We start from the raw sequence: 26,087 nt of genomic DNA on the forward strand, positions 1-26,087 counted from the left end.
CTGACGTCGTCGAGACACTGTGGCGGCCCGTGGAACGCTCCGGATTGTCGTTTTCGTCCTGCTCGTGCATCATACGTTCCCATTCACGATTTCGTTAGGAACGAAGGAAAGCAGAAATATGCAGGACGGACGCCGGATCGCGATTCTCGGTGCGACCGGTAGCATCGGTGCGGCCACGCTCGATGTCGTCGCTCAGCTCGCCCGACATTCACCCGCCGCCGATTGGCGGGTGTGCGCAATGTCGGGGCACAGCCGCATCGACGAACTCGTCGCCGCTGCGCACTCCTGCCAACCGCCGCCTGAAACGATCGTCGTCTCCGACCCGGCAGCAGGCGAACGAGCTCGGGACGCGATCAAGAAGCGGGACCTGCAGCAAACATGCCGGCTCGACCTGGGCGAGGACGCGCTCGTCCGCGCTGCGACCGACGAGGCCGTCGACACGGTGGTGGCAGGGATCGTTGGCCGCGCGGGGCTCGAATCCACTTTGGCGGCCGTTCAGGCCGGCAAACGAGTCGGCTTGGCGAACAAGGAAACTCTCGTCATCGCCGGTCCCGTTGTCACTGCCGCAGCGGCTCGCAGCGGCGCCGAACTGTTGCCGATCGATAGTGAGCACTCGGCGATCTACCAGTGCCTCGCCGAAGCCCGATGCCTGCACGCGCGCTCGGCCCCTGCCACTGCTACGGCCGGACAAGGGCCGGGGGAAGGACAAGGGCCGGGGCAAGGGCCAGAGTCGGGGCAAGGGCCAGAGCAAGGGGACGGGCAAGACGCGGTCGATTCGGGGGCCTCTCGGCAGGACAACGACGACGCCCCGGGGCACCTACCGGGAGTTCGCCGGTTAATTTTGACGGCCAGTGGCGGCCCCTTTCGCGATTGGTCCACCGAGGCGATGCAGAACGCAACGCCCGCGGCCGCTCTGAATCACCCCACCTGGGACATGGGGCAGAAAATCACCATCGACTCCGCCACGATGATGAACAAATCGCTCGAGGTCATCGAAGCGAAATGGCTCTTCGACGTCCCCGCCGATCGGATCGAGGTGATGATTCACCCGCAGTCGATCATCCATTCACTCGTCGAGTTCGAGGACGGCAGTGTGATCGCCCAGCTCAGTCCGCCGGACATGCGTTTGCCGATCCAGTACGCGTTGACCTATCCGCACCGCCTCCCTTGCCCCGCCCCGCCGCTCGATCGCGGTCGGAGCTGGGAGATGAGTCTGATGCCTGCTGATCCTGAGCGATTCCCGGCTCTGGAGCTCGGTTTTGAGGTGGCTCGGGCGGGCGGGACCGCTGGCGTGGTGCTCAATGGCGCCAACGAGGTCGCGGTTCCTCTATTCCTCAACGGCAAAATTCGCTTTACTGACATCGCTCGCTTGTGCAAACAAACGCTCGACGACCACCACCACGAGTCCTCGCCAACGCTCCAACGCCTGTTGGAACTGGACGAATGGTCGCGTCGGCGGGCGGAGAAAATCGCTGAAACCATTCAGCTTGCGTAACCGTAGTCCGTATTTGCCTTCCTCTCGCTTGCTCCAAATCATCTAAATTCATGTCTCTGTTTGACTGCACTTTTGTCGCCTCGCTCTTAGCAGCGACCGACGACCCCGGTTTTTTCGCTTCTCTGTTGAGCGGAACCTGGTTGTGGGCCAAGGTTCTCATAGGCATCGGTTTGGTGATTTTTGTTCACGAACTGGGACATTTTTTGGCTGCGAAGCTGTTCGGTGTGAAATGCGAGAAGTTTTACGTTGGCTTCGATGTGCCGCTGCAGATCGGGCCGATCAAATTCCCCCGCACGCTTGGAAAGTTCACCTACGGTGAGACCGAGTACGGGATTGGAATCATTCCTTTAGGCGGGTACGTGAAAATGCTCGGCCAAGACGATGATCCACGAAAAGCCGAGGAGGAGGCTGCGCGTATCCGCGAGGGGGGCGATGACGGGGAACCCGCCAAGCTCGACCCTCGCTCCTATCCCGCGAAAACCGTGTGGCAGCGGATGGTGATCATCAGCGCAGGCGTGGTCATGAACGTGATCACGGGCGTTCTGTTCGCCGCGGTGGCTTATTTTTATGGGGTCCCGTACACGCCCGCGATGGTCGGCGGCGTGACGCCCGGCGGTGCCGCATGGGCCGCTGGTGTCCAACCCGGCGGGACAGTTATCTCGGTCGCCGGTGACGAGGACGACCCGCGGATGCATTTTAGCAAGATGCAGCAAGAGATCATGCTCGGCGGCATGGACCACCCCGACCAACCCGTCGATATCCATGTGGCTTATGGGGACGATTCGCGCGAGTATGCTCTCACGCCCCAACCGCATCCGCTCGAGCCGAGCCTGCGGATGATCGGGATCTACGGTCCCAAAAGCCCCCAGCTGACAACGAAACTCTTTGCGATCCCAGGCACTTCCGCCGCGAGCGTTTTGAGCGACGAAGATGCAGCGGCCAACGTGGTTGCATGGAATGGGCAAACTCTTGATGCCGAGTCGCCGATGCCGATCGCGCCGCTGCTCAATGAAATTTACAGTTCGCCGTCGACGCCGATCGATTTGACACTCGTTCGCGCCGACGGAAAAAAACACAACGTGACGCTGGCGCCCCAAAAAGAAAAAGATTTCGGTGTGCGTTTTGGAATCGGCAAGATCACGGCCCTGGTCGCGGGCGGTTCCGCTGAAAAGGCAGGGATGCAGGTGGGTGATCAAATCGTCTCCGTCAACGGTGATGAGGAGATCGACGCGTATGCCTTGTTGCTGCAGTCATGGCCGACTGGCGAGAGCGTAGAGGTCGTCGTCCGTCGCGGCAGCGGCGAATCCGCCGAAACGCAGACGCTCTCGATCACCCCCGCGGAGACGATGCAGACCTATCCTCCGATCTCGCAGCTCGGCAAGACCACAGCCAGCACGCCGCTCGGTTTTGCCTACCATGCCACCGCTACGGTTGGCCGGGTCACGGCGTCCGATAGTGAGCTGCAGGTCGGTGACGTGGTGAAGGAAGTTCAAATCCGCTTTGCTGACGAAAAGGCCAAGACTGCGCTCAGCGAAACCCTCGGTGAGCAGGCCATCGAAAAGCTGCAAGAGGGATGGGAGATCGGTGCTGCGATGCCGCTGGGCGCGTTGATGGAGACGGTGCAGATCCTCCCCATTGGTACCGAGGTGCTCGTCAAAGCCACTCGCCCCCCGGAAGGTTCGGTGATCGAGTCCAGCTTGAAAGTTCGCAATTCGGATCGGGATTGGTATGAGCGAGGCCTGAACTTTGCCGAAGTCTCACGGATCCAAACAGCCGACTCCTTCGGCAATGCCATTTCGCTCGGCGTTCGCGAAGCCGGCCGTGGGCTCGCTCAAGTCGGCCGCTTTCTCGGCATGCTGGTAACGGGCAAGGTTCAGCCAAAGTTCTTGGGCGGCCCGATCCGCATCGCGCAGATGGCCAGCCACGAAGCGAAACGCGGCATCTCCGCTCAGCTACTCTTCCTGACCATGCTTAGCATGAACCTAGCGATCTTGAACTTCCTGCCCATCCCTGCCCTCGACGGCGGGCACATGATGTTCTTGATCGCCGAGGCCATCCGCGGCAAGAAACTTGACGAGGCACTCGAGATGCGGCTGACATTCGCAGGCGTGCTGGCTCTGCTCGCGCTGATGATCTTCGTATTTGCCAATGATATTCTGCACCTCTAGCGGTCCCACCGGGACGCTCGAATTGGCGGGGCCCGGCCTCCGTATTTTAATTCTATTCATTCCAAGATTTCGTAGCCCGTATGTGTGGAATTACCGGTTCGGTTTGGCTTCGCGATAACCAATGCGTCGATGACGCGTTGATCTCGCGGATGACCGACGTGATTTCGCATCGCGGCCCAAACGATTCACAGGTGTGGTCCGATCGCGAACATCGCGATGGACAGGGCAACCCGATGGGCGTGGCGCTCGGTTTTCGCCGGCTATCGATCATCGATGTCGAGGGTTCTCGGCAACCGATGGGCAATGAAGACGGCCGCGTGCAAATGGTCTTCAACGGGGAGGTCTACAACTACCGCGACCTCCGGCAGCGACTCCAAGGCACCGGTCACCGGTTTGCCACCGAGGGCGATGGGGAGTCGATTCTACACCTCTACGAAGATCTCGGCACTGACTGTTTCTCACACCTCAATGGGATGTTCGCAGTCGCCATTTGGGATGCGCGTAAGAACCGGCTGGTACTCGCCCGCGACCGCATTGGCCAAAAGCCGCTCTACTATTCCTGGAAGAACGAGCGTTTGGTGTTCGGTAGCGAACTGAAGTCGCTGGCGTTAGTGCCCGGGGTGTGCGAGCAGATCGATCCGGCTGCGATTGATCAGTTCCTTACCTATCAATACATCCCGCACCCGGGCACGATTTGGAAGGGCGTGCATAAATTGCCGCCGGGGCATTTTGCAGTTCTGGATAACCAGGGGTTTCGCGTTGAGCGGTATTGGGACTACGACCCCTCGCAGGAGATCGCCCTCTCGCACGCCGATGCGACGTCTCGTCTGCAGGAGTTGCTCAGTGATTCGGTACGACTGCGAATGCGGAGCGACGTGCCGCTGGGGTCGTTCCTCTCCGGCGGAATCGATTCCTCGTTGATCACCGCGCTCGCCGGAGACCATACCGCAACGCCACTGCGAACGTTCAGCATCGGGTTTCCGATCGCTGATTTTGACGAGACTGCCTACGCGGCTGAGGTTGCCTCGCATTTGCAGACCGATCACACCCGGTTTGAGGTGACGCCCGACGCGATCGACATTCTCGATCGTTTGGTTTGGCACTACGACGAGCCATTTGGTGACTCGTCTGCCGTGCCGACTTGGTACCTCTCGCAGTTAACACGCCAGAGTGTAACCGTGGCCTTATCGGGCGACGGCGGGGATGAACTGTTTGCTGGCTACGACCGATACCGGGCCTTGTGGCTGAGCCAAAAGATCCAACGCTTGTTTCCGGTCCACCGCACGCCTGGATTGGGACTGATTCAGCGTCTGCCGGATTCGAACCGACGTCGCAGCTTGATCCGCCGAGGCAAACGTTTCCTGGAGGCGATCGAGCAGCCCGCCGTCCGGCGTTATCTCAATTGGTTGCAGATATTCCCTGAGTCACTGAGAGCATCGCTGTACACAGACGACTTCGTCGCAGAGCTCCCCGATGAGGATCCTATCGCTTTCCTGGAATCGGCTTGGTCCCGCAGCGAGGGTCGAGATCTCGTCACCCGAGCATCGACGGCCGACGTGCTCTCGTATTTGCCTTGTGATCTGATGACGAAAGTGGACATCGCCTCAATGGCTCACGGGCTCGAGGTGCGACAACCGATGCTAGACCATCGCGTGGTTGAGTTTGCGGCGTCGTTGCCGGTCCGATATAAATTCCGCGGCCGTCGCGGAAAGCTATTGCTGCGTGACGCCTTCGGTGATCGCATTCCCGCATCGATCTTCACACGTCCGAAGATGGGGTTTGGCATTCCGATTGGCAGCTGGTTTCGCAACGAATTTCGGTCGTTGGTCAACGACACGATGCTAGCGCCTGACGCCGCCATTCACCGCTTCTTCCGCCCGGAAGCTGTCTCTTCGCTCGTCACGGCCCACCAATCGGGCGAACAGAATCATGGCTATCGGCTATGGAATCTGCTGATACTGGAGACATGGCTGCGGCAGTCAAACGAGGTCTGACCGATGGATTCATGAGGCAGAACCCATTAGCATAGGGCTCTCGTAGCTTCGTCGCTGCCTTGGTCCACCTCTCGTCGCCTCCCGAATCGATCCTTCTTATGGCTCCACGCAGCGCATTCGAAACCTGCCAACTGCTCCGCGACAATATCGCGAAGGTAGTCCTTGGCAAAGATGATTTGATTGACTTATTGATCGTTGCCACGATGGCTGGAGAGCATGTCCTGCTCGAGGATGTCCCGGGAGTCGGCAAGACGCTCGCCGCGAAGGCGTTAGCGAACAGCCTGAACGCCAAATTCACGCGGTTGCAGTTCACCCCGGATTTGTTGCCCAGTGACATCACCGGCAGCATGATCTATCGCTCGGCGACCGGTGAATTTGATTTCTCGCCTGGTCCCATTTTCGCCAACGTGATCCTGGCTGATGAGATCAACCGCGCACCGCCGCGAACCCAATCGGCGCTGCTCGAAGCGATGAGCGAAGGTCAAGTCAGCGTCGATGGGGTCACGCACCGACTGCCTGAACCGTTCATTGTCATCGCCACGCAGAACCCATTCGAGTACCAGGGCACGTACATGCTGCCTGAAAGTCAATTGGATCGCTTCTTGCTCCGAACTTCAGTGGGCTATCCCGCTCGTGAGATGGAACGCATGGTTCTGCAGTCACACCAAAGCGGCGAGCCTGTCGACAAACTTGAGAGCGTGCTGTCGGCCGATGACATCACGGCAGCCCAGCAAGCCGTCGGCGAGGTTCGGTTTGATGATTCTCTGACGGCTTACCTACTCGATATCGTCGAGGCAACGCGGCGTCACGAAGGTTTCCAGGTGGGCGTGAGCACACGAGGCGCCCTCAGCTTCTACCGTGGTTGCCAAGCACTCGCAGTGCTCCGAGGACGCGATTATGTGGTGCCCGACGATCTCAAGAAGCTCGCCGTGCCCACCCTCGCCCACCGAGTTCTACCGGAAGGGATTTTCCAAGGCGGCAGCCGCTCGGTAATCGAGCAACAGTTGGCGGATTTGATCGAATCCATTCCTGTGCCGGTATAAGCAGTAGCGCGGCAATGACGCGTGATAAATAAAACTATTCCCTCACGTGTCACCAGGCGGCTTGGGCCGTCCGGGGAAAGCAAATTATGGATCGACGCAGCACCCGCCATCGCCTGACGCGTCTGGGAGTCCAGGTGATGTTGATAGGGGCCTTCGGTCTTCTCGGCGGCTCCCTGAAAGGGCTGAATTTGCTCGTCGTTGTTGCCGCCGTCACGCTCGGCGCCCTGTTCGTGCAGTGGCGGATCAGCTTGATGATGATCGAAGGACTGCGCGTCGATCGCCGGATGCCGCCCGAAGGGTTTGCGGGCAAGCCGATGCGAATTCGCTATCAACTGCACAACTCTCACCGGTTGATGCCGGTCTGGTTGATTCAGTTGGAGGATACTTTGCAGCGCACCGAAGTCGCCAACAGCACGCATCACCGCACCTCGAGACCAACGGGAGTGCTCCAACGCACAATGACTGGCGTGGGGTTGTTGATGCCGGGCCGATCCACGAGCGCCTACTTCGACATCACCACCGCGCACCGAGGTCGCTATCGCTGGAATCATTGGTTGATTTCGACAACCGCCCCCTTGGCGTTGTCGACGGCATCGCGTGAGCTTGATGGCTCGTCGGATTTTGTGGACGTCTACCCGCGTCTGCTACGCTTGTCGCGGTCATGGGACCGAATCTTGCCGAGCAAGGTCGGAAGTCTATCGGCGGCGGTCCATCGCCACGGTCACGCCGACGACGAGTTCTTTGGGCTGCGCGAGTATCGCCACGGGGACAGCCCGCGTCACATCCACTGGCGCACGACCGCGCGGCTCGTCGAACCGGCCGTGCGGCAGTTCGAGCAGCAGCAGCGGTTCGATTTATGTCTGCTCGTCGATGCTTGGTCGGATCGGTTTTCCAGTGCTGGCCCGAGCGAGGCCACCGCGCCCCAACCAACGGTTGACGAAACGGTCGAAACCGCGATCAGTTTAGCAGCGACTATCGCCATGGATCTCACCGAGGGCGGTGAAAACCGTGTCCTTTTGGTGGTAGCGGGCGAGGAGCTCGATATTGTCCGGGGCGGTCCTTCCGTGATCGCCCGCAAACGCATGCTACAATGTCTCGCGAACGTCGTAGCGTGTCCCGATGTCGCCATGAGCGAAGCGCTCACGCGGGCGGCCTCTGCAGCCGAGCGGATGCCGGATCTTGTGGTCATCAGCCCGCGGTCTCAGAGCGATGCGGTCGCCGCCGATGAGGTTACCGCCGCGACGCTGCGGCACTGGAATACGCGCAGCCAAGTCAACTGGATCGATATCTCCAATCGAGAGCAACACGATTGGTTCACATTGGGGGACGACTGAATGAGTCCACACAACGATCTCGCCGACGTAGCATCCCCTTCGCAGAAGAGCGATGTCCTATCTGCGGCGCAGGTGGGCGACGGCGCCGCGACACCTTTGCGGCTGCGAACCCAGTTCGCCTTTGCACTCCTCACCTCCTTCGGTGGGATGCTAATCGGCACGGGAGCCGAAACCGGGGAACTCTCAGTGATCGTCGTGTTCTTTGCGATCGTTGGGTTTCTCTGCGTGGATTGGTTGAAGCTTTTTTCGCTCCCGCCGTTGATCGCTTACGTTGCGATGGCATTGACCGCGGTGGTCTGCATCGTCGATTTTGCGCAAGATTCCTATGTGTTGGCGCCGAAGATGGCTGCTGTGGCCCAGCTCCTCGCGGTCGCTCAAGCCATCTTGATGCTCCAGGAAAAGTCGCACCGTGTTTTTGAGCAATTGCTGATTTTCGCGTTGCTCAACTGCATCGTTGCGGCGGTGTACAACGATGCGTTTAGCTACGCAATTTGGTTCTTTCCATTGACTGTCACCGCCGCCGTGGCACTGGCACTCCTGTCGGCAGACGAAGCGGTGACTCGTGCCCGGGAGTTCGGTCGCGACGACTCGGGTTTGCCTTCGCAGGGAATCCTCCACTACGACAATCGAGCCGCCGCGGGGTCCTTTTACCGTGTCTCCTTCGGCCTTTCCTGGACCAGCCTGATTCTGTTGCTGCCAGCCGTGACCGCCATCGCGGCCGTCATCTTCTTCGCGCTCCCCCGACGTGTGGAAGCACAGCGTGGTGTTGCTGCCACTGCCATGGTGGGGTACAGCGATACGGTCCAGTTGGGTGAAATTGGCAGGATGCAGATGAGCCAAGAACGTGCTCTCCGCGTCAAATTGCACGATCCGGTCGAGGAAAAACCGTATGCGATGACTGAGGGAATCTATCTTCGTGGCCGCGCATTGGAGCAATACGTTAGCGAGACACGCGACCAACGGGGTGGCGGGACGTGGCAAAATCGCTCTTCGATGGTCAGTGATCAACCCGAGCCACTCCCGGCCCGGTTCATTCCTTCCCGAGAAAGTGATTTCAATTTTTACGGTCGCGTTCACGTGGACGTTCGCTGTGAAGCGATGCGTTCGTCGGCGTTATTCGCGTTAGCTCCCTTCCACCGCATTATCGGCAGCGAGTCGGTGACTCAGCGTCCTGCCCAATGGACCATTACCCGGGACCTTCGTAAAACCGGTGGCGACGTCACACGATTTGAACGCATCGATTATCGGTTCGGCACACACGGCTTCCACAATGGCAAGCAGAACCGCTGGGTGCACGATCTCTCGCTCGAGCCACTCGATCGCGATCTTCGCAGTCCCAACGTGCCACCTACTGGGTACGAACTGACGACCAGGCAACATTCCTATCTCAACTCGCTACGGCATTATCCCGTCGACGCCGTCCCCACTGCCGGTGTTCTCGCCGATGAAATAGTCGCCCAGATGTCGCCGAGCAAACGCAGCCCCGTTGAGATTGCCACGCGGCTCGAACAGCATCTCTCGCAGGATCCGAGGTACTCCTACACCCTGAATTTGAACGCTGAAATGCTGCCCGGTGTCGACCCGCTCGAACAATTCCTCAGCATCAACCGACGAGGCCATTGCCAATACTTCGCTTCGGCACTGGCCATGATGCTTCGTAGTCAGGGTATCCCGGCACGGCTGGTCGTGGGCTATCACTGCAGTGAATTCAATAAGCTCGGTCAATACTTTGTCGTTCGCCAAAGCCACGCCCATGCCTGGGTGGAAGCTCTGATTGACCGCGATGATATTCCACTCTCGGAGAATCTCTATGGCCAACCCTCCTCTCGCCGATACTGGCTGCGACTCGATCCCACACCAGGCGGTGGCGGTGTCCCCGAATCCGACGCTGTCTCGGTCGGCAGTCGCAGGAGGATCGCCGAGCTCGCCCAGGATTTCTGGAATGATTTCGTCATCGAAATGGACCCGCAGCGACAGAGTTCCTCGTTCCAAACGACGCCCGGATTGACGCCGGTGTCGAATTCCTACCGAACCTGGATCGAACGCATCAAACGGCTGGCGCTCCGTCTTAACTCCGACGACATCCAGTTACCTGGTCGGAGAAGGACGTTGTACGCTCTCGCCGCAGGTGCGGCAGTGATCCTTGGCCTGATGGCGTTGAGTTTCCTGAAACGACAGTTCCCCGAAATGTTTCGCCGCCGCCGAGAGTCGGAATCGGGGCAAGTTGCGCGGCCGAGTATCGCGTTCTATTCGGAAGCACTCGAGTTACTCGAAGGGGCCGGTTACGCTCGCTCCTCCGGCCAAACGCCTGCTGAATTAACGGCGAGCCTCCCCGATCAACGCATCCGCACCCCAACCGCTGTGTTGACCCAGTGGTTCTACCGGCTGCGATATGGCAGTGGCTCTGCCCGCGATCCGGAGGTGCCGGCACCGAATGATCAAGCCATCGAACAAACCTTGGCGCGACTGCGCCATGAACTTCAACAAGCGACCGAATCCGCAACACCAGCGACACCGGATCTCTCCAAGGAATAGCGACGCATGGGCATGATAGTGACAATTGACGGCCCGGCGGGGGCAGGAAAAAGCAGCATCGCCCGCGATGTCGCTGCGGAATTGGATTATTCCTTCCTCGATACCGGTGCGATGTATCGGGCGATCACTTATGGAGCCATGCAAAAAGGGATCGACCTGAACGACGTCGGCACCCTCGTCGAGTTCGCCGAAGCGGCCCATTTGACCTGGTGCGACGACCGCATTGACTTGGACGACAATGATATTTCGGTCGAGATACGCACGCCCCAGGTGACGTCGAATATTCGCTACATCGCCGATCCACCGGAAATTCGCAACTGCTTGATGCGACAACAACGACGAATTGCCCAAGGACGTGATCTCGTCACCGAGGGACGCGATCAAGGCACCGAAGTCTTTCCCGACGCGCATTGCAAGGTTTTCTTGACAGCATCGCCCGAGGAGCGGGCCCGTCGCCGCCAGTCCCAATTGCAGGCATCGGGACGCCAGGTGTCCTTCGAAGAAGTGCTGATGGCGCAAAACCAACGAGACTTGGAAGATCGCATGCGCCCCGTCGGCCGACTCCGAGCCGCCCCCGATGCGATCGTCATTCAGACCGATGCGATGGGGCCCGAGCAAGTCAAACAGGCTGTCCTGCTAGCGGTCCAGTCCTGTCTGGAAAAGCAGGCAAAACCGTAGTTGAGCAGTTTCACGCCCGCGAACAGCCGCGGGCGCCTCGGCAGTGCCAGCTGGGTTCCGCCGCGAGACAGTCGGTCACGCTTGAGGGGGAGTGCGAATGGCCCGGTAGACTTTGACGGTTAGCGGGAATTTGCGGATTTTTCTGATTTTGCGGATTTTGGTTTCACTGTTGCCCGACAACTTGACGATATCGCTGGTGAGCCGGTGATTCTCGACCGACAGGTGTCTGCTTTTCTCAGTCAGGCACTGACGCGGCGTCGCGATTCACCCACTGCCTCCCCCCCGACTTCTCATTTGATGGGTGACAAAAGTGTCGCAACGTCTGAACAACACACGCCGAATCTTGCTCGCCGTGGCCGCCGCGACGGCCACCGCTTGTCTGAGCACTCCCGCATTTGCCCAATCGGGTTCGCCCCCGGTGAACGGAATCGAACAGTCCGCTCGAGCTGCCTGGCAGCCCGTCCGAGACCTGTCCCGTGGTGCTGCTGAACCATCCGACGCCAGTGGACAGATCCGCTTGGTGGATCATCAGGCGGCTGCGTCATCCACTCACCAACCAGCCCAGCGTTCACAGAGCCAAACGGCTCAGCCCCAAGCGGGCCAGCTGCGTCCGGTCTCGCACGCTCACGCTGCCAGCTCCGTACTGTCCGAGCCCATTTTGATGGACGACAGTGTGCCGATGGATGGCCAAGTGATGCTCGAGCCAATGCAACAGTATCACGGCGGTCCGGTTTCCATGGGCGGCAGCTACGGTTGCGACGACATGGGCTGCGACGGTGCCTGCGGCGCGTCCATGGGTGGCTGTGACGGGATGGGCTGCACGAGCGGAAGCTGCTCCAACGGTGACCCGATGTGTGGCGAGTACCGCGACTGCGACTCGGTACGGCCCTGCCTCACATTGTGCTGGCCTCAAGACGGTTGGTTCTCAGCGGAGTACTTGATGTGGTGGCAGGATGGCATGAGCCTCCCGCCGCTGGCATCGACCGGTCGCCTGTCCAGCCGCGATCCACTGGCCAACGGCAGCATTCTCTATGGCGGCAATGATGTGATCACGGACAACCTCAACGGCGGCCGAATCGACTTCGGCTTCTGGTTTGACGAATGTCATACCTGGGGTATCGGAGCCGGTGGGTTCGGATTGGATCGCAGCACAAGCAGCTTCGCAGGTGGATCCCAGAACGACCCCTTGGTTCGCCCCATCATCACCGTACTGCCGAGCTCGGATCCCAATATGGACGAACTCAGCGAAGCCGTGGCCCTGGTCAATTACTCCCAGGTCGACCACACCGGAACGCTGAACATTGACGTCGACAGCCAACTATCGGGATGGAATATTTACCTCCGACATTTCCGAATCGCTGAACAAGGCTGCACGCATGCCGGCCCCTGTTCGTGCCCAACACGTTGGTGTTCACGTTCAGAACACCGTTTGGGTTTCCGCAGCGTCGAACTCGACGAAGGAATTGCGATCGATAGCAACGTGATGGTTGCCGGTGCGGGCCCTGGCGATGGACCACTGACCTTCGCGTTGCAGGAATCCTTCCGGACACGTAACCAATTCAACGGAATCGACTTCGGTTGGCACCACAGCCGCTCGATCGGCTACTGGAACTTCGACTTGGGAATCCAGCTCGGGGTGGGCAACATCAAGCAGAGCGTCCAAATCGCTGGCTCGACCGTTATCAACGGCACCAGCCCAGCTCTCAACGGTGGGTTGCTTGCTTTGAACTCCAACATCGGGAACTACGAACGCAATGAATTCGCGGTACTGCCGGAGTTCAATGCAAAAATGGGTTACCAACTGACTGACCACCTCCGGGCAACGTTCGGATACACGTTCCTCTATATGTCCAACGTGGTCCGTCCCGGTGACCAGATCGAGCGGATCATCGACCAGTCCCAAGTCCCCAATGCGAATGCCCCCACCCCAACGGGTATGTTCCCTCGCTTCGCTTTTGACAATACCGACTATTGGGCTCAAGGTCTCAACTTCGGCCTCAACTACCGGTGGTAACCACTCGTCACTGTCCTGGCGGGAAGACGTGCGGATTAGGCTGACCCGGTCGGTAACGAATCTGACGGCTGTTGCGACAATCGCAGAACTGCCGATTAGTTTTTAGGCACCCATCTGCAACCAAATCGCTGTGAGAAGCATCCAAGGAGCGGGCGGAATCGCCGGTTCTGACTTTCCAACCCCCACTTGGCACCTGCCGCCGGTACCACGCCCACAGCGTGATGCCCCCGAATCACACACTGAATGCTCGAAGGTAGTGAACCGATGATTTTTCAACGCATGATCGACCGTTTGACTGGTCAACCCACCCGCGTCTCCCGTCAACGCAAGCGAATCTCGGATCGCCGCGGCAACAACGCCCGCCGATTGAGCCTGGAAACGCTGCAAAAACGAGAGCTTTTCGCGAGTGATCTCGGAGCGATCAGCGGCACCGCGTTCATTGACGCCAACGACAATCAGACCTATGACGTCGGCGAAGCCGTGCTGAAGAACGTGGAGGTCAACCTGTACCTCGATGACGTCACGCAGAACGGCGAGTTCGATCCAGGCGAAACCCTGGTGGGGACCGCCACGACTGGGGACGACGGCACGTACCGGTTCACGCAGCTCGACGGCGACGATACCGATACTCCACCATCACCGATCGCTCAAACTGATGATGGATTCTACGTGCTCACGTTCGGCCCCGGTGCGGGAGGTGTTGAGGATGCGGACGGCAATCCAATCTCGGATGTCCTGCTGCCCGTCGACCAGGGAGTCCAGATCACCGATGACACTGGAGAAACGGCCCAAAACATCGACAACTTCCAGTTTGCTCAACCCGGCCAACCCATCGGCGAAGATACCGCTGGTGAAGTGACATTCAGTCAATCGGGGGCACTGAATTCCAATGGTGGTGTGCTCGGCGATGAACGCGACGTGCAAATCAACGTGGTCACGAGTACCGGCGATAGCAGTATCTTTCGAGTCGATACGACGCCATCGAATCCTTTCTTCACCATTCAGAATGGGAATGTCACGTCGACCGTACTCGTGCAGTACGATGGAGTTGACAGCGACGACACCAGCGACGACCAGTTGGACCTCGATGTGCAAGGCTTCGGTGTCGATGGCGTCGACATGACCGGCGGTGATAGCGAATCCGGATTGGCAATCGCCGTCAAAGCGGACCAGGATACGACCGATGGTTTCATCGTGAAGGTCTATGATGTCGACGGAAACTCGGCAACCTACACCCAAGACCTGACTGCCAATGACCTGCAGTATCTATTCATCCCGTTCGCCGACTTCACGGCTACCGGAGCAATGGATTTCACCAAGGTGGGTGCGATCGAGGCGATCGTTGATAGTGTCAACGCCAACGATGGGGTGGGAGCTCCAAACCTGGATGTGGAAGTCTCCGTTCTTGAGTCTCAGCGATCCAACGAATATACCGTCGACGCGGCAGCGACTATCTCCACAGCGTCCATGGTTGTCGGAGGTCAAATCTTTGTCGACAACGGTAACGGAGTCACCAAACCGGATCAGGACAATGGTCTTCAAGATACTGATGAGGGACTCTTCGAAGCTTCCGCCGGCGATTTGATCCAAGTCGATCTGTACGACACCGATCCCACCGCAGGGTCAGTGACTCCTGTTGGCACGACGACGGTTGATTCCACCGGTTCGTACGACTTCAGCACCATCATTGGCGGCGATGACCTCGAACCGGGGACCTACTACGTTGTTATCCCGAGCACGCAGTTTGACTCCTCCGGTCCACTCGATGGATACATCGGCAGCAGTATTGACACGCCCGGCAACGGTGGCGCCGATGTGACGGATGACAACGTCGACGGGGACAACGACGGTGTGTTCGTCGAGGGGCTCGGATTCGTCAGCGGGGCGATCACACTCGTCGCCGGTGCAGAACCCGATGGTAACGGCAACGTTAACAACACAGTTGATTTTGGCGTGGTGCCAACGACGGACCTGCGGGTCGATAAAACCATCGACAGCAGCAGCGACCTGGTGCTCGGCGGAACGGCAGGGTTTACCGTCACGGTGGAGAACCTCGGAGCCACTGATGCGACCGGCATCGAAGTCAGCGACGTCATCCCAACCGGCCTGACCTTCGTCAGCGTCCTCGATAGCAATGGGGTGGAGATCGCCACGACATCATCCACCAACGGTGACGGGCTGACCGTGCAGACCTTCGCAGTGCCCGGCAGCCTCGCCTCCGGTGAGAGCGCCACCTACACGATCAACACCACCATCGATTCCGGTGCCTCGGTCGATCCGACCAACGAAGTCATGGTGAGTGGCTTTGAAATCGAGGTCGACGCAGATCCCAATGACGCCGATCGCAATGCTGGTGACCCGCTCGACGGACCCTTGGCAAACAACATCGCCGTCGAGAGAGTGGACTTACCTCTCGTGGAGTTGTCGATCACCAAGACCGACGGTATCGATTCACCCGATACCGCAATTGCAGGTGAGGAATTGACTTATACCGTGAGCGTGAAGAACACGGGCAACGATGCCGCTGAGGCGGTCGTCGGCCTGGATGATCTTCCCGCTGGTGTTACCTACGTTGAGGGATCAGGAACCTTCACAACCGGCAGCGGTACCGTCGAGATCGTCGATGATGGCGGTGCCGATGACGGCAAGCTCCGGATTACCTTTGGCGACTTGGCGATCGACGAAGAAGAGATCGTGACCTTCTCGGTGCTCATCGATGCCGATTTTGAGGCACCCGATTCGCTGCTGAGCAATACCATCATCATCGGTGGTGATAACATCTCGGATTCCTCGGCGAGCGATGACACAACCGTGTCCCGCGATGTCGACGTCACCGTGGACAAGTCCGTTGCGTTGACCCGCACACCCGATATCCGAGACGATAGCGATTCCGCGGACGATATTATCGACGACACGGCACCCTTTGATGTGTTTGCCGGCGGATACGTGACCTACCAAGTCATCGCTACCAACGACGGCCCCTCCGCTGCTCGCGGCGTGACGGTCACCGATACGCTCGATTCCGGATTGACACTTGTCGCAGATAGCTTCGATGCACTGAGCAGCGGTGCCACGATCGACGTCGACGGTCAAGACTTGACCTTCTCCGTGCCGGACCTCGCCCCCGGTGAGTCACGCACCTTCACCTTCGAGGTGTTCGTTGGCAGCGATCAATTCGACCCGATTGCCAACGAAGCGACGATCGCGTCGACCGACCCTGAGACGGGCGCTGCGGCTGACAACAATACAGCGACAGTGACAATCGATCCCGATCCACGCGTTGACCTGATCCTGGAAAAGACTGCTGACGTCGCGACCGCCGTCCCTGGCCAAGACCAAGTGGTCTACACGTTCACGGTCAGCCACGATGACGATAGCCTATCCGACGCCATGAATGTCGATGTCAACGATGTGCTCCCAGAGGGGTTGACCGGTGTCGTCATTGACGCCCCGGATGCTACCGGAACACCTACGTTTAACACGACAACGCGAGAACTCCTGATCGAGTATGCGTCCATCCCCGTCGGCGAGACCCGCAGCTTCACCGTGACGGCCAATGTCAACGCGGATGCCACGGCCGATCTGGTCAACACGGCTGACGTCGAAACCGCTGGCGTGACAGACCTCGACCCGACCAACAACACCGATTCGGTCACCATCACACTCACGCCCGAGTTCGATCTGACGATCTCCAAGTCGGTCGATGGTACCGGGGATGTTGCCCCTGATGAGGATGTGACGTTCACGATTGTCGTCTCGCACGACACGAGTGATGACGGCACCGAGGCGGACAACGGGCTCAGCCCATCGATCGCTCAGGGCATCGTCGTCACCGACACGCTGCCGGACGGACTCACCTTCCAATCGGCGACTTCCGGTGGAACCGCGGTCACGCCGACCAGCACCACCAACGGTGTTATCGTATTGCCTGATTTTGATCTCGTCCCGGGATCGACACGAACGATCACCATCGTTGCGACTGCCGATAGCGACGCGGCGGGCGATCTGACCAACGATGTATCCGTCGCCGCGACGGGTGACACTCAAGCGGACAATAATGACGCTGCTGCGGTGGTCACGGTAACCCCGGAAGCCGCCGAAGCGGATGTCTACGTCACCAAGACGGTCAACGCTGAGCACGCTCAAGCAGGTAGCGAGCTAACCTATACGATCGACGTGTTCAACGATGGTCCATCGCCTGCTGACGCGGTGTCTGTGATCGACACGCTGCCCGATGGGCTCACCTTCGTCAGCGGTACCGGGCCCAATGGTGCCCTGACCGCCGATGGCCAAACCGTGACGGTGACGCCGCTCGACGACGCACCATTGGCCTCGGGAGGCACGTTCCAGTTCACGATCGTGGCACGCATCAACGAAGGTGTCACCGCTGACCTCGTCAATACCGTGACGGTCACCACCAGCACCGCTCAGCCCGATAATGACAAATCGGATACTGCGACGGTCACCACCTCGATCGACGAAGCCACTAACCAGATCTCTGGGATGGTGTTCCGGGACTTCAATAACAACGGGATCATGAACGGGAAGGACGGTGGCCTGGCAGGAATCGAAATCCTGTTGACCGGCGGTGATCTCGCCGCGGAGGGGATCAGGACGACCACGGACGAGAACGGCCTGTTCCAATTCGACAATCTCGTCGAAGGAGACTACGTCGTCCAGCGACTCGGAATGCCTCAGTACTTCCTCGATGGACTCGAGCAAGCCGGTACCGACGCGACTCCCGAAGACTTGGGCGACTCGATCGATGTGACGCTCGATGGAACATCGCTCAACAGTGCTCCGGACAACAACTTTGCTCTCGTACCTTACCTGAGCTATCGACTGTGCATCATCTAATGCACTGATATTTCACGAACACTTCGTTTGTCACGATCGACGGGAGCCGGTGTTTTTAACGGTCGTTGACAAACAGGGTCGGGGGGCCCGAAGTGTTCGCGGAGACTGCAGCGTGTGCGGGATTCAAATCGCCACACTGCCAATGAAGCTCGGTCTTTCGGGGGGAAGACCGGGCGTTTTTTGTTTCGCCGCTCGACACCCGCTCTCTCAATCGGTTTCGAGTTCCAATTGTTAATAGTCGCTGCCCTGGTCACTTTCCTGGCAGGATGACTGCCACTGGCGGAACTCGTCCCAGAGACGGGCGACAATCTCGGGGTGGGAGGAAGACAGGTCGTTCTGTTCCGATGGATCGTTCAGCAGATCGTACAGTTCCAGTGTCTTGCCGCCGTTGCCACTGAAGAGTTTGTATCGATTCGTGGTCCAAGCGACTTGGTTTCGTGATTGAAAACCGATCGGTTCGGTTCGCTCGGACTGCGTCCCCTGCAGCACCGGTAGCAGCGAGATACCGTCGAGCGGCCGCGCGCCCGCGTATTGAACACTGAGAGTGTCGAGGATCGTGGGGAGGTAGTCGCTCGTCACCGCTGGGAACGACGTCACACGCCCAGGCTTCACCTGGGAAGGCCATTGCAGGATGCCGGGCACTCGAACGCCTCCCTCGTAGAGCGAGCGTTTACGGCCCCGAAAGTCGCCTGCCGATCCCGGGCTCTTGGCATTGCCTTCGGGACCATTGTCGGAACAGAACCAGAGCATGGTATTGTCCGTGACTCCAGCATCGGCCAACGTCTTGCGCAACCGTCCGATTTGATCGTCCATCGCTGTCACGCAGCCATAGTAGTTCCGTTCGTGCAGATCGTACTGGGAATACATCTTCGCGTACTTCGGCCCCGCGACGACGGGCAGGTGCGGTGTGTGGAACCAAATCACCGCGAAGAACGGTTTCTTCTCGCCCGCAGCTTGCTTGACAAAGGGAACCGCACGATCCATCAACACGCGCGAATCGTCGCCGTCGAGATTGTCAGTGACCTTTTCACCTCGCTCGTTCCAATAGTAGGTTCCGTACGGAGCGTCCTCCTCGTCCGCACCAAGTGAATCCCACCCTATCTTCGTAGGTCCCGTCTTCGGCTTGCGCATCGGATCCCAGGTCGGTACCTTGGATTCCGTAGAAAAACAGGTGTCAAATCCGTTCTCCCATGGCGGCGAGTAAACTTCGGTGCTCTTGGGGCCACCCCGGTTGGCATCCTTTTCGGTCGTGGTCAAGGTTCCTAGATGCCACTTGCCGAAATGCCCCGTCTTGTACCCCTGTTTCTGGAGTAGTTCGGCAAGTGTCAACTCTTCCGTTTTCAGCTGCCCAGTGTTCGCGAAGTAGATTCCATACCGGAAGGGATGACGACCGGTCAGACAGGAGCCTCGCGTAGGACTGCAGACGGGTGCCGCCGCATAAAAGCGATCGAACGTGATCCCTGACGCTGCCATCTCGTCGAGGTGTGGTGTATGAATAGGTGATTCGGGACGGAAGCTCTTGAGATCGCCCCAACCGAGATCGTCCGCCATCATCAGAATGATGTTGGGAGGCTGGACTGGCTCCTCACCCCGAGAAGTTCCCATCATCACCATGGCGAGAATGAGAGAGAAAATCGTTCGATAACGCACCGTTGTCACCTCAGCTAACAGGAATAGAAAATAGAAGAACCGGTTCGGTGGAGACCTGTGCCATCCATTGCCCGCTATAAACCGAGTCAACTGTTAGCCTGCAAAGGATCCCTGCCAGTTCGAGAAGGCTGCTTAGTTCTCTTGCGCGTACTCCGACGGAGACATCCAGATGAGATCCTTCCAGTATTCCGTGTCGTTGGATTGCTTCTCGCCCGGCGTCGTCCGGCCCTGGGTGACGATGCGGTTGATACTCTCAATCAACGCCTGGACCTTGTCCGGGTACTCGGCTGCGACGTTTCGCGTTTCAGCTCGATCCCGCCCGAGATGATAGAGTTCATGCGCGTCAGTGTTACCGCCCAGAACGAGTTTCCAATCACCGTCGGTGACCGCATAGCGATGCTGACCGCCACCGTTGCCATGTGTGATCAGCGGCAATCGCTGGGACACGGAATCGGGGTCCGTCAGTACCGCTGCGAAACTCTGGCTGTCTTCGCCCGCATCCTCAGGAAGATCCACGCCGACCAATTCACCGATCGTTGCTAACAGATCGACTTGCCCGACGATTCGGTCGGACTGGCGGCCAGGCTGCACAATGCCGGCAGGCCAGCGCACCAGGAACGGTACCCGGTGGCCGCCTTCGTAGACGGAGCGTTTGCCCCCGCGCAGTCCGCCCCTGCTATCGTGGCCGTGCGATTGAATCCGCTGCTTCCACGAGTTTTCCGGGCCATTATCGCTGGTGAACACGATCAATGTGTTTTCGTCGATCCCTGCCCGCTGAAGAAATCGCAAGATCCGGCCGACATGGTGATCGGTTTCAATCACAAACTCTCCATACGCACCCGCGTCACCCTGACCGTGAAACTCAGGCAGTGGACAGACGGGGTAGTGCGGCGCGGTGTACGGCAGATAGACGAGGAATGGCTTTCCGTCTTTGGCGTCGTCCACCTTTCCACCCATCCACTCGATCGCTTCGTCGGTGAATCGCGTGAGGCATTGGTTATCGATGAAGTCCGGAGCCACCTCGAGAACCCCGTTCTTGGAGAGGTCGCGCGCACCACGATCGTCGTAGGGCGGCATGATGCGATAGTCACTATGGCGAGCGTTCTTCTTTTTGCTTGTCAACTGCGTTGGTGGTACCGCCGCATAACGCCCTTCGAACCACGCCAACACCCCGTAGTTCATCGAAGCGGGGATGCCGTAGTAGTAGTCGAAACCTTTATCGAGAGGCATGTTGACTGTGGGCTGGGACCAATCCCGGTTCTGCTTGGTGCCTGGGAAGTCCATCCCGAGATGCCATTTGCCCACCATCGCGGTGTGATATCCCTGTTCCTTGAGCAGCGAAGCGATGGTGAGCCGACCGTCGTCGATCAAACACTCAGCTTCCGCCCCAAAAACACCCTGTTTGAGGTGGGTTCGCCAGGGGTAGCGGCCCGTCAACAGTCCATAGCGTGACGGCGTGCAAACCGAATCGGCACTATGGCCGCGGGTGAACATGACCCCCTCGCGAGCCAGACGATCGAGGTTCGGTGTCTGAAATTTCGCGTCAGGATTCATCGCGCTGACGTCACCATAGCCCTGGTCATCGGTATAGATGATGATGACGTTCGGCAGTGGCTCGGCAGCCCCTGTCAGACTCACCGACAGGATCGCGATGAGGAGAAAAGCCGATTGAAACAACCTTGAAATTTTCACGTTCTCACTCATTGGATTCACTTGTTATCCAACGAAGTACAGATTCGCCGGAGGAGCCAGCATTATGGCAGGGTTCAGCACAACATGCCAACAAAAACGGCTCGCCCGGCCTCTCGAAGCGTTGCAATTGCCGGTGTCTATGAGGTTGTCCGTGGCCTGGCTCTTCGCGCGCGGCAAGCGATGGTTCGGTGGTTACTTCTGCCCACGAGACGCCGCATCGATGTATTTCTGCCGAGTCGCTTCCTCACTTCGCACGTTTCGACCATGAGCGTCGGGCCACTTCGGAGCCACGTTTCCTTCGTCCCACTGCGCGAGCCTTTGCTCTAAACGCTCGACGGTATCGGGGTGCTCGGCGGAAATGTCATTCCTTTCCCAGGGGTCTGTCGCCAGATCGAACAGAAAGGTGTGGTCCTTGTACGCACTCTTCACCAGCTTCATGTCTCCCTCGCGAACCGCGTACCCGTACTGCTCGTCGCCCATCGCATAACGCCAAAACAGTGTTCTCGGATCTTGGGTTCGCTCGTTGCTAGTGAGCATTGGAATCAAGTCGACTCCATCGAGTCGCTCGGTCGATTCCGAAGAGGCGCCAGCGGCCGATACCGCAGTGGGAAAGATGTCGAGCGCCGAGACGGGCGAGTCGATCGTAACGCCTGACGGGATTCGTGCTGGCCATTTCATCACAAAGGGCACGCGGATGCCTCCCTCGAACAACATCCCCTTGTGCCCACGATAGGGAAAGTTCACTGCATGTTCCCGGCGGCCACCGTTGTCACTGTAGAAGATAACGAGAGTATTCTCATCCGCTCCGACCTCGGCGAGTTTCTGCATCACTCGCCCGATGCCCTCATCCATCGCCGCGACCATTGCGCCATAGACAGCGCGGCCACCGTATTCGATGTGCTCGGTTCTCGCCAAGTGTTGTCTCGTCGCGTGATCCGGCGCATGCGGAGCGTTGTACGCCAGGTAAAGAAAGAAGGGGTTTTCATGCTGCCGTTGAACGAACGAGACAGCTTCGGCGGAGAAGTCGTCGGTGAGATGGGTCAATGATTCCTTGTCGATGGGGTCGTCGCCTCGATGAACGCCAAAATGAATCGGTTTCCTACCCAGGTCACCCCAATAGCTCATCGATCCAGCACTGAATCCAAACCATTCGTCAAATCCTCGCCGGTTGGGCCAAAAAGGCTTCGCATCGCCGAGGTGCCATTTGCCGATGGCTCCCGTCGTGTACCCAGCATCCTGCAGGGCGTTCGCTAGTGTTCGTTCGGAAAGCGGCAGTCCAGTGCCCTCGCCGTCCTCGAACTCTGCGGTGAGTGGCGGATTGCATTCATGACCGAAGCGTTGCTGGTATCGCCCTGTTAGCAACCCCGCTCGACTGGGACTGCAATAGGGATGCGACGCGTAACCGGATGAAAAGACGGCGCCCGATTCAGCGATCCTGTCCAGGTTCGGTGTCGGAATCTCTTTGCAGCCATTGAATCCGACATCGCTGTATCCGAGGTCGTCGGCGACAATAAGAATGATATTGGGGCGTTCGGCAGCGGGCAAAACTGTGTCAGCGCACGCCATGCCGATGGCCACAGCAAACGCCAACACGGAAAATTGTTTCGATCTCATTTTGAACTCCAATCCTACTCTCTGATGGTTCACAACAACGACAAAAAAACTAGCCAGCACCGGACATCGGCCGCAGCATCCCGAGCAACCCAGAATGAAGCGGACGCATGCGAGTTTCGTCTTCTCAACGAATTGCCAGTCTAGTCGTTTTGCCTTGGCTGGGTTTCCTCCCGGCCGACGATCCATCGATAGGCAGTTCACGTGCACTGATTTCACCGGTGTGAACGAGGATGATGCTAAGACTTTCAGCAGCTCACCACCTGGTTGCAAACGGTGCAAACGCGGCAACGGCCGGCATGCTCATCGCGATCGCGACGCGTGGATTCAGGGGGAGTCGGTCGGTGGTGCGAGGGGAATGTGAACGTTGAAGGAATGTGCCTTCTGCTGGGTTGGCTCGGCCGCGCAGAACAAGACTTTCGGCAGTCCATTTTCCAGCCAGAGTTGCGGGCGCTCGAGACGATGGAATGACTGCTCGCTGCCATCGGCCCAGGTAACAATTCGCTGCAGTACCCAGGGGTGCTCGGCGACTTTCCAATCCAGTCCGTCGGTGGACGTGAACAGAGCCAGGGAATCCTCACCGGTGCCGTTGAAGTGACCGTTGTGATCATTCACGATCGCCCAGCATCGATCACCTTCTGCCCAGACATAGGGATCCTCAGCGGGGAACTTGACGCCGGGGGCAGTGAACAGGGGCTTATTCTGTTTTTCGAAGGGGCCAAGCGGTGATCGTGAGGTCGCCGCCAAATGCACGACAGGTCCCCCGAAAGGCATCCGCCCCTGGGTGCCGACAGCTTTGTAAATCAGGACATACGTGCCGTCGGATCGACGCAGGATCGACGGGTTGCTGGTCATCAATTCATCGTGCGCACCAGGCGTCGGTGTGACATCGATCAACGGTTTATTGAATCGTTTCCAAGGGCCAGCAGGATGGTCGGCGACGGCGACTCCGATGCGTTGGTGGTTGCGGTGAATCGAGTTGAGCTTCACCGTCGCATGTCCATCCCCATAATTCCCCATGTAATACAGGTAGTACTTGCCATCAAATTCGTGGACGGTCGGATTGTGTGTACACATTCCATCCCAAAATTCCGCGCCGCGAACTGGCAATGCCACATCGACGTGCTCGTAGGGGCCCAACGGGTCATTGGCGACGGCGTGAGCGATCTCCGAATGCGTCACCCAAGCGTTGTGGCCGAGTTTGCGGGGCCAACGGCTATAGAGCAAGTGACATTTGCCCTCGCTGTCGCGGACCATGCTGCCGCCCCAGATGTAGTAGTTTTCGTCAATGAATTTAGCCGAACCGGGAACCGGCGAGACCATCGATCGAAAGTTCAGGCTGGATGGCGGTCCTTGAGATTTCTCCTCTGACTTGCTCTGCGCAGGATCGTCTCCCATCGCCGCCGCTGCCCCGAGACATCCCATGCTGACGGCAAGGACAATCGCGATTGCGGGCAATCTTTCAGATATCATTTTGACTTGTAGTCCTTTTCACTCGGTGGTCAAAACCGGTGTTGCCGAATGGCCGAGTGGGGAGTGTTTGCAACGTTCACGTGATTCTTCTATCCAATGAATAACGGCTTCATGTGACGCTCTACCAGGTTTCGAGTCACTTGCTCGCCGACGATTTTTTCATTCGCTTTCAACAGGTCGAGGTATCGCTCGCCCGATTTCGCAGCGACTTTGAAAGCGACGTGGAGAAGCTGACGAACATTCGCGTTGAAGTGTGGATCGCTGGGAATGTGCCGCAGTGTCGCCGCCAGCTTCGCTCCGTCCCAATCGCCGACTTCCTGAACCGATGGCAGCGCCGATGGATCGATGTCGATCACGCTGGCGTACGGAGCACATAGCTCGTCGATGTGTTGGAGTGAGTAAGCGTAGATCTCTTTGGCAAGTTCGAGACCGTCACCGCCCGCTTCGGATAAACCGATCAACTCTTCCAGCCAGGTTGTCCCGGCAGTCTTCAAATGAATGCCGATGCCCTTATCTTGAATCGCCTTGCGGATGACTGGATAGATACTGAATTTGTCGCTGCCACTGTGGACGCTGAGCTTCAAATTCTCCGGCAAACCGTATCGCTTGACCGCTTCGGCGATGACTGCCACGTCCTCGTTAAATTCACGATCGAACTGGTCGATGTCGCCCACATAATCCACGCCCTTGTTGAAACGTCCGGTGAACTTCGGCGCAATCGTCTGCAAGCGAATCTTTTCGTCCGCCAGCGCCGCGAGGATCACCATCAGCTCGGGTGGTGTTTGCGGAGAATCGGTTTCATCCATGGAAACCTCGGCGACAAAATTGTCTTCTCCCTTCACACTGGCAATGTAGCGATAGATCTCTCCGGCCGCCTTGCACGCACCGAGATATTGCCGGGCGACACGAGTCACGAACTCACGGTCGACCGAATAGGCCGTTTGCGTACTCGGTAGCTCAAGCTCACCGAGCAATTCGGTGTGGGAATCGACGAAAGAGTTGATTTCATCGTCGGTGATTGCGTTCCCGATGAAGTCAGCAACATCGATCGTAAAGAAGTCGCTGCAATCTAGAAATGGATCGACGGTTGCCAGCTGAATGTGATCCGCATCGACGTACCAGCTCTTCCCCCACCCGAGTTCCTCGACGGCAACATGGGCCGCCGCTTTGACGCTTGCGGGTTGGGAGCCGACAAACTGGTGCTCCCGATTGGACTTGTTCCAAACTGGGACGACGTCCACGCCCAGATCCTCCGCTTTCTGGAATGCGCGTAATTGCGCCGCGGCTTGGTGGGCGAAACGGTCGCCCACACCGAAGGTCAGTTGCTCAAGTTGCATTTTGCTCGCCTTTTTTGTTAGTTGTTTTCTAACATTGTGTGTGTCGAGCGGCTTTGCTCCATAGCCAAATCTGAACCTGGCATGTCTTTTCTTAACTTGTGCAGATGACCGTCAATCCCACCTTCGTTTCCCGTCAATCACACGACAACCGACGCCTTTGCCTCAACCTGCAGCCTGCTAATTGAGGGCTCATCTATGCGTGTCGT

At 58.4% G+C, this 26,087-nt stretch carries 13 protein-coding genes and 1 pseudogene; 9 read left to right on the forward strand and 5 right to left on the reverse strand.

Annotated elements, in window-relative coordinates:
• Positions 1 to 118: 118 nt before the first annotated feature.
• The 9 genes from CA85_RS03435 to CA85_RS03475 all read left to right on the forward strand — a co-directional run bounded on the left by CA85_RS03435 (position 119) and on the right by CA85_RS03475 (position 18,118).
• Positions 119 to 1,495, forward strand: a complete 1,377-nt coding sequence (locus tag CA85_RS03435; protein WP_146389843.1) for a 1-deoxy-D-xylulose-5-phosphate reductoisomerase — start codon at positions 119 to 121, stop codon at positions 1,493 to 1,495.
• A 50-nt stretch (positions 1,496 to 1,545) separates the two neighbouring features.
• Positions 1,546 to 3,663: a site-2 protease family protein gene (locus CA85_RS03440; protein ID WP_146389844.1), complete on the forward strand. Its 2,118-nt coding sequence runs from the start codon at positions 1,546 to 1,548 to the stop codon at positions 3,661 to 3,663.
• Positions 3,664 to 3,743: 80 nt separating this feature from the next.
• The gene (asnB, locus tag CA85_RS03445) at positions 3,744 to 5,657 is read left to right on the forward strand and encodes an asparagine synthase (glutamine-hydrolyzing) (RefSeq protein WP_146389845.1); all 1,914 of its coding nucleotides are present in this window, start codon (positions 3,744 to 3,746) and stop codon (positions 5,655 to 5,657) included.
• A gap of 98 nt (positions 5,658 to 5,755) precedes the next feature.
• Positions 5,756 to 6,700 (forward strand): AAA family ATPase, encoded by a 945-nt coding sequence (locus tag CA85_RS03450; protein ID WP_186774716.1) that lies wholly within the window; start codon positions 5,756 to 5,758, stop codon positions 6,698 to 6,700.
• A gap of 86 nt (positions 6,701 to 6,786) precedes the next feature.
• Positions 6,787 to 8,034, forward strand: a complete 1,248-nt coding sequence (locus CA85_RS03455) for a DUF58 domain-containing protein (protein WP_246112453.1) — start codon at positions 6,787 to 6,789, stop codon at positions 8,032 to 8,034.
• Entirely contained in the window at positions 8,035 to 10,569 is a 2,535-nt protein-coding gene (locus CA85_RS03460) for a transglutaminase TgpA family protein (protein ID WP_146389846.1), read from the forward strand.
• 12 nt (positions 10,570 to 10,581) lie between these two features.
• Entirely contained in the window at positions 10,582 to 11,247 is a 666-nt protein-coding gene (gene cmk, locus CA85_RS03465; protein WP_146389847.1) for a (d)CMP kinase, read from the forward strand.
• Positions 11,248 to 11,557: 310 nt separating this feature from the next.
• Entirely contained in the window at positions 11,558 to 13,261 is a 1,704-nt protein-coding gene (locus CA85_RS03470) for a BBP7 family outer membrane beta-barrel protein (protein WP_246112454.1), read from the forward strand.
• Positions 13,262 to 13,525: 264 nt separating this feature from the next.
• Positions 13,526 to 18,118, forward strand: a complete 4,593-nt coding sequence (locus tag CA85_RS03475; protein WP_146389848.1) for an SdrD B-like domain-containing protein — start codon at positions 13,526 to 13,528, stop codon at positions 18,116 to 18,118.
• Between the two features lie 231 nt (positions 18,119 to 18,349).
• On the opposite strand, the gene CA85_RS03480 is transcribed toward CA85_RS03475, so the two are convergent.
• The 5 genes and pseudogenes from CA85_RS03480 to CA85_RS03500 form a co-directional block, all read right to left on the reverse strand.
• On the reverse strand, positions 18,350 to 19,858 hold the full coding sequence (locus CA85_RS03480) for a sulfatase family protein (RefSeq protein WP_246112455.1): 1,509 nt from the start codon (positions 19,856 to 19,858) through the stop codon (positions 18,350 to 18,352).
• A 42-nt stretch (positions 19,859 to 19,900) separates the two neighbouring features.
• Positions 19,901 to 21,460: a sulfatase family protein gene (locus CA85_RS03485; RefSeq protein WP_315852690.1), complete on the reverse strand. Its 1,560-nt coding sequence runs from the start codon at positions 21,458 to 21,460 to the stop codon at positions 19,901 to 19,903.
• A gap of 192 nt (positions 21,461 to 21,652) precedes the next feature.
• Positions 21,653 to 23,074 carry a sulfatase-like hydrolase/transferase gene (locus CA85_RS03490; RefSeq protein WP_146389850.1) on the reverse strand — a complete coding sequence of 474 codons (1,422 nt, stop codon included), beginning with the start codon at positions 23,072 to 23,074 and terminating at the stop codon, positions 21,653 to 21,655.
• A gap of 324 nt (positions 23,075 to 23,398) precedes the next feature.
• Entirely contained in the window at positions 23,399 to 24,544 is a 1,146-nt protein-coding gene (locus CA85_RS03495; protein WP_246112456.1) for a glycoside hydrolase family protein, read from the reverse strand.
• A gap of 89 nt (positions 24,545 to 24,633) precedes the next feature.
• Positions 24,634 to 25,908: pseudogene (locus CA85_RS03500) on the reverse strand (tagaturonate epimerase family protein); the annotation flags it as partial.
• Between the last annotated feature and the right edge of the window lie 179 nt (positions 25,909 to 26,087).

Origin of the sequence: Allorhodopirellula solitaria, assembly GCF_007859855.1 — a bacterium.
In the GTDB taxonomy this organism is placed as follows: domain Bacteria; phylum Planctomycetota; class Planctomycetia; order Pirellulales; family Pirellulaceae; genus Rhodopirellula; species Rhodopirellula solitaria.

What these genes read in the sequence shown, in the direction of transcription:
- CA85_RS03440 (WP_146389844.1), top strand. Translation starts at nt 1,546, where the DNA reads ATGTCTCTGTTTGACTGCACTTTTGTCGCCTCGCTCTTAGCAGCGACC.
- CA85_RS03450 (WP_186774716.1), top strand. Translation starts at nt 5,756, where the DNA reads ATGGCTCCACGCAGCGCATTCGAAACCTGCCAACTGCTCCGCGACAAT.
- cmk (WP_146389847.1), top strand. Translation starts at nt 10,582, where the DNA reads ATGATAGTGACAATTGACGGCCCGGCGGGGGCAGGAAAAAGCAGCATC.
- CA85_RS03495 (WP_246112456.1), bottom strand. Translation starts at nt 24,544, where the DNA reads ATGATATCTGAAAGATTGCCCGCAATCGCGATTGTCCTTGCCGTCAGC.
- CA85_RS03490 (WP_146389850.1), bottom strand. Translation starts at nt 23,074, where the DNA reads ATGAGATCGAAACAATTTTCCGTGTTGGCGTTTGCTGTGGCCATCGGC.
- CA85_RS03455 (WP_246112453.1), top strand. Translation starts at nt 6,787, where the DNA reads ATGGATCGACGCAGCACCCGCCATCGCCTGACGCGTCTGGGAGTCCAG.
- asnB (WP_146389845.1), top strand. Translation starts at nt 3,744, where the DNA reads ATGTGTGGAATTACCGGTTCGGTTTGGCTTCGCGATAACCAATGCGTC.
- CA85_RS03460 (WP_146389846.1), top strand. Translation starts at nt 8,035, where the DNA reads ATGAGTCCACACAACGATCTCGCCGACGTAGCATCCCCTTCGCAGAAG.
- CA85_RS03475 (WP_146389848.1), top strand. Translation starts at nt 13,526, where the DNA reads ATGATTTTTCAACGCATGATCGACCGTTTGACTGGTCAACCCACCCGC.
- CA85_RS03435 (WP_146389843.1), top strand. Translation starts at nt 119, where the DNA reads ATGCAGGACGGACGCCGGATCGCGATTCTCGGTGCGACCGGTAGCATC.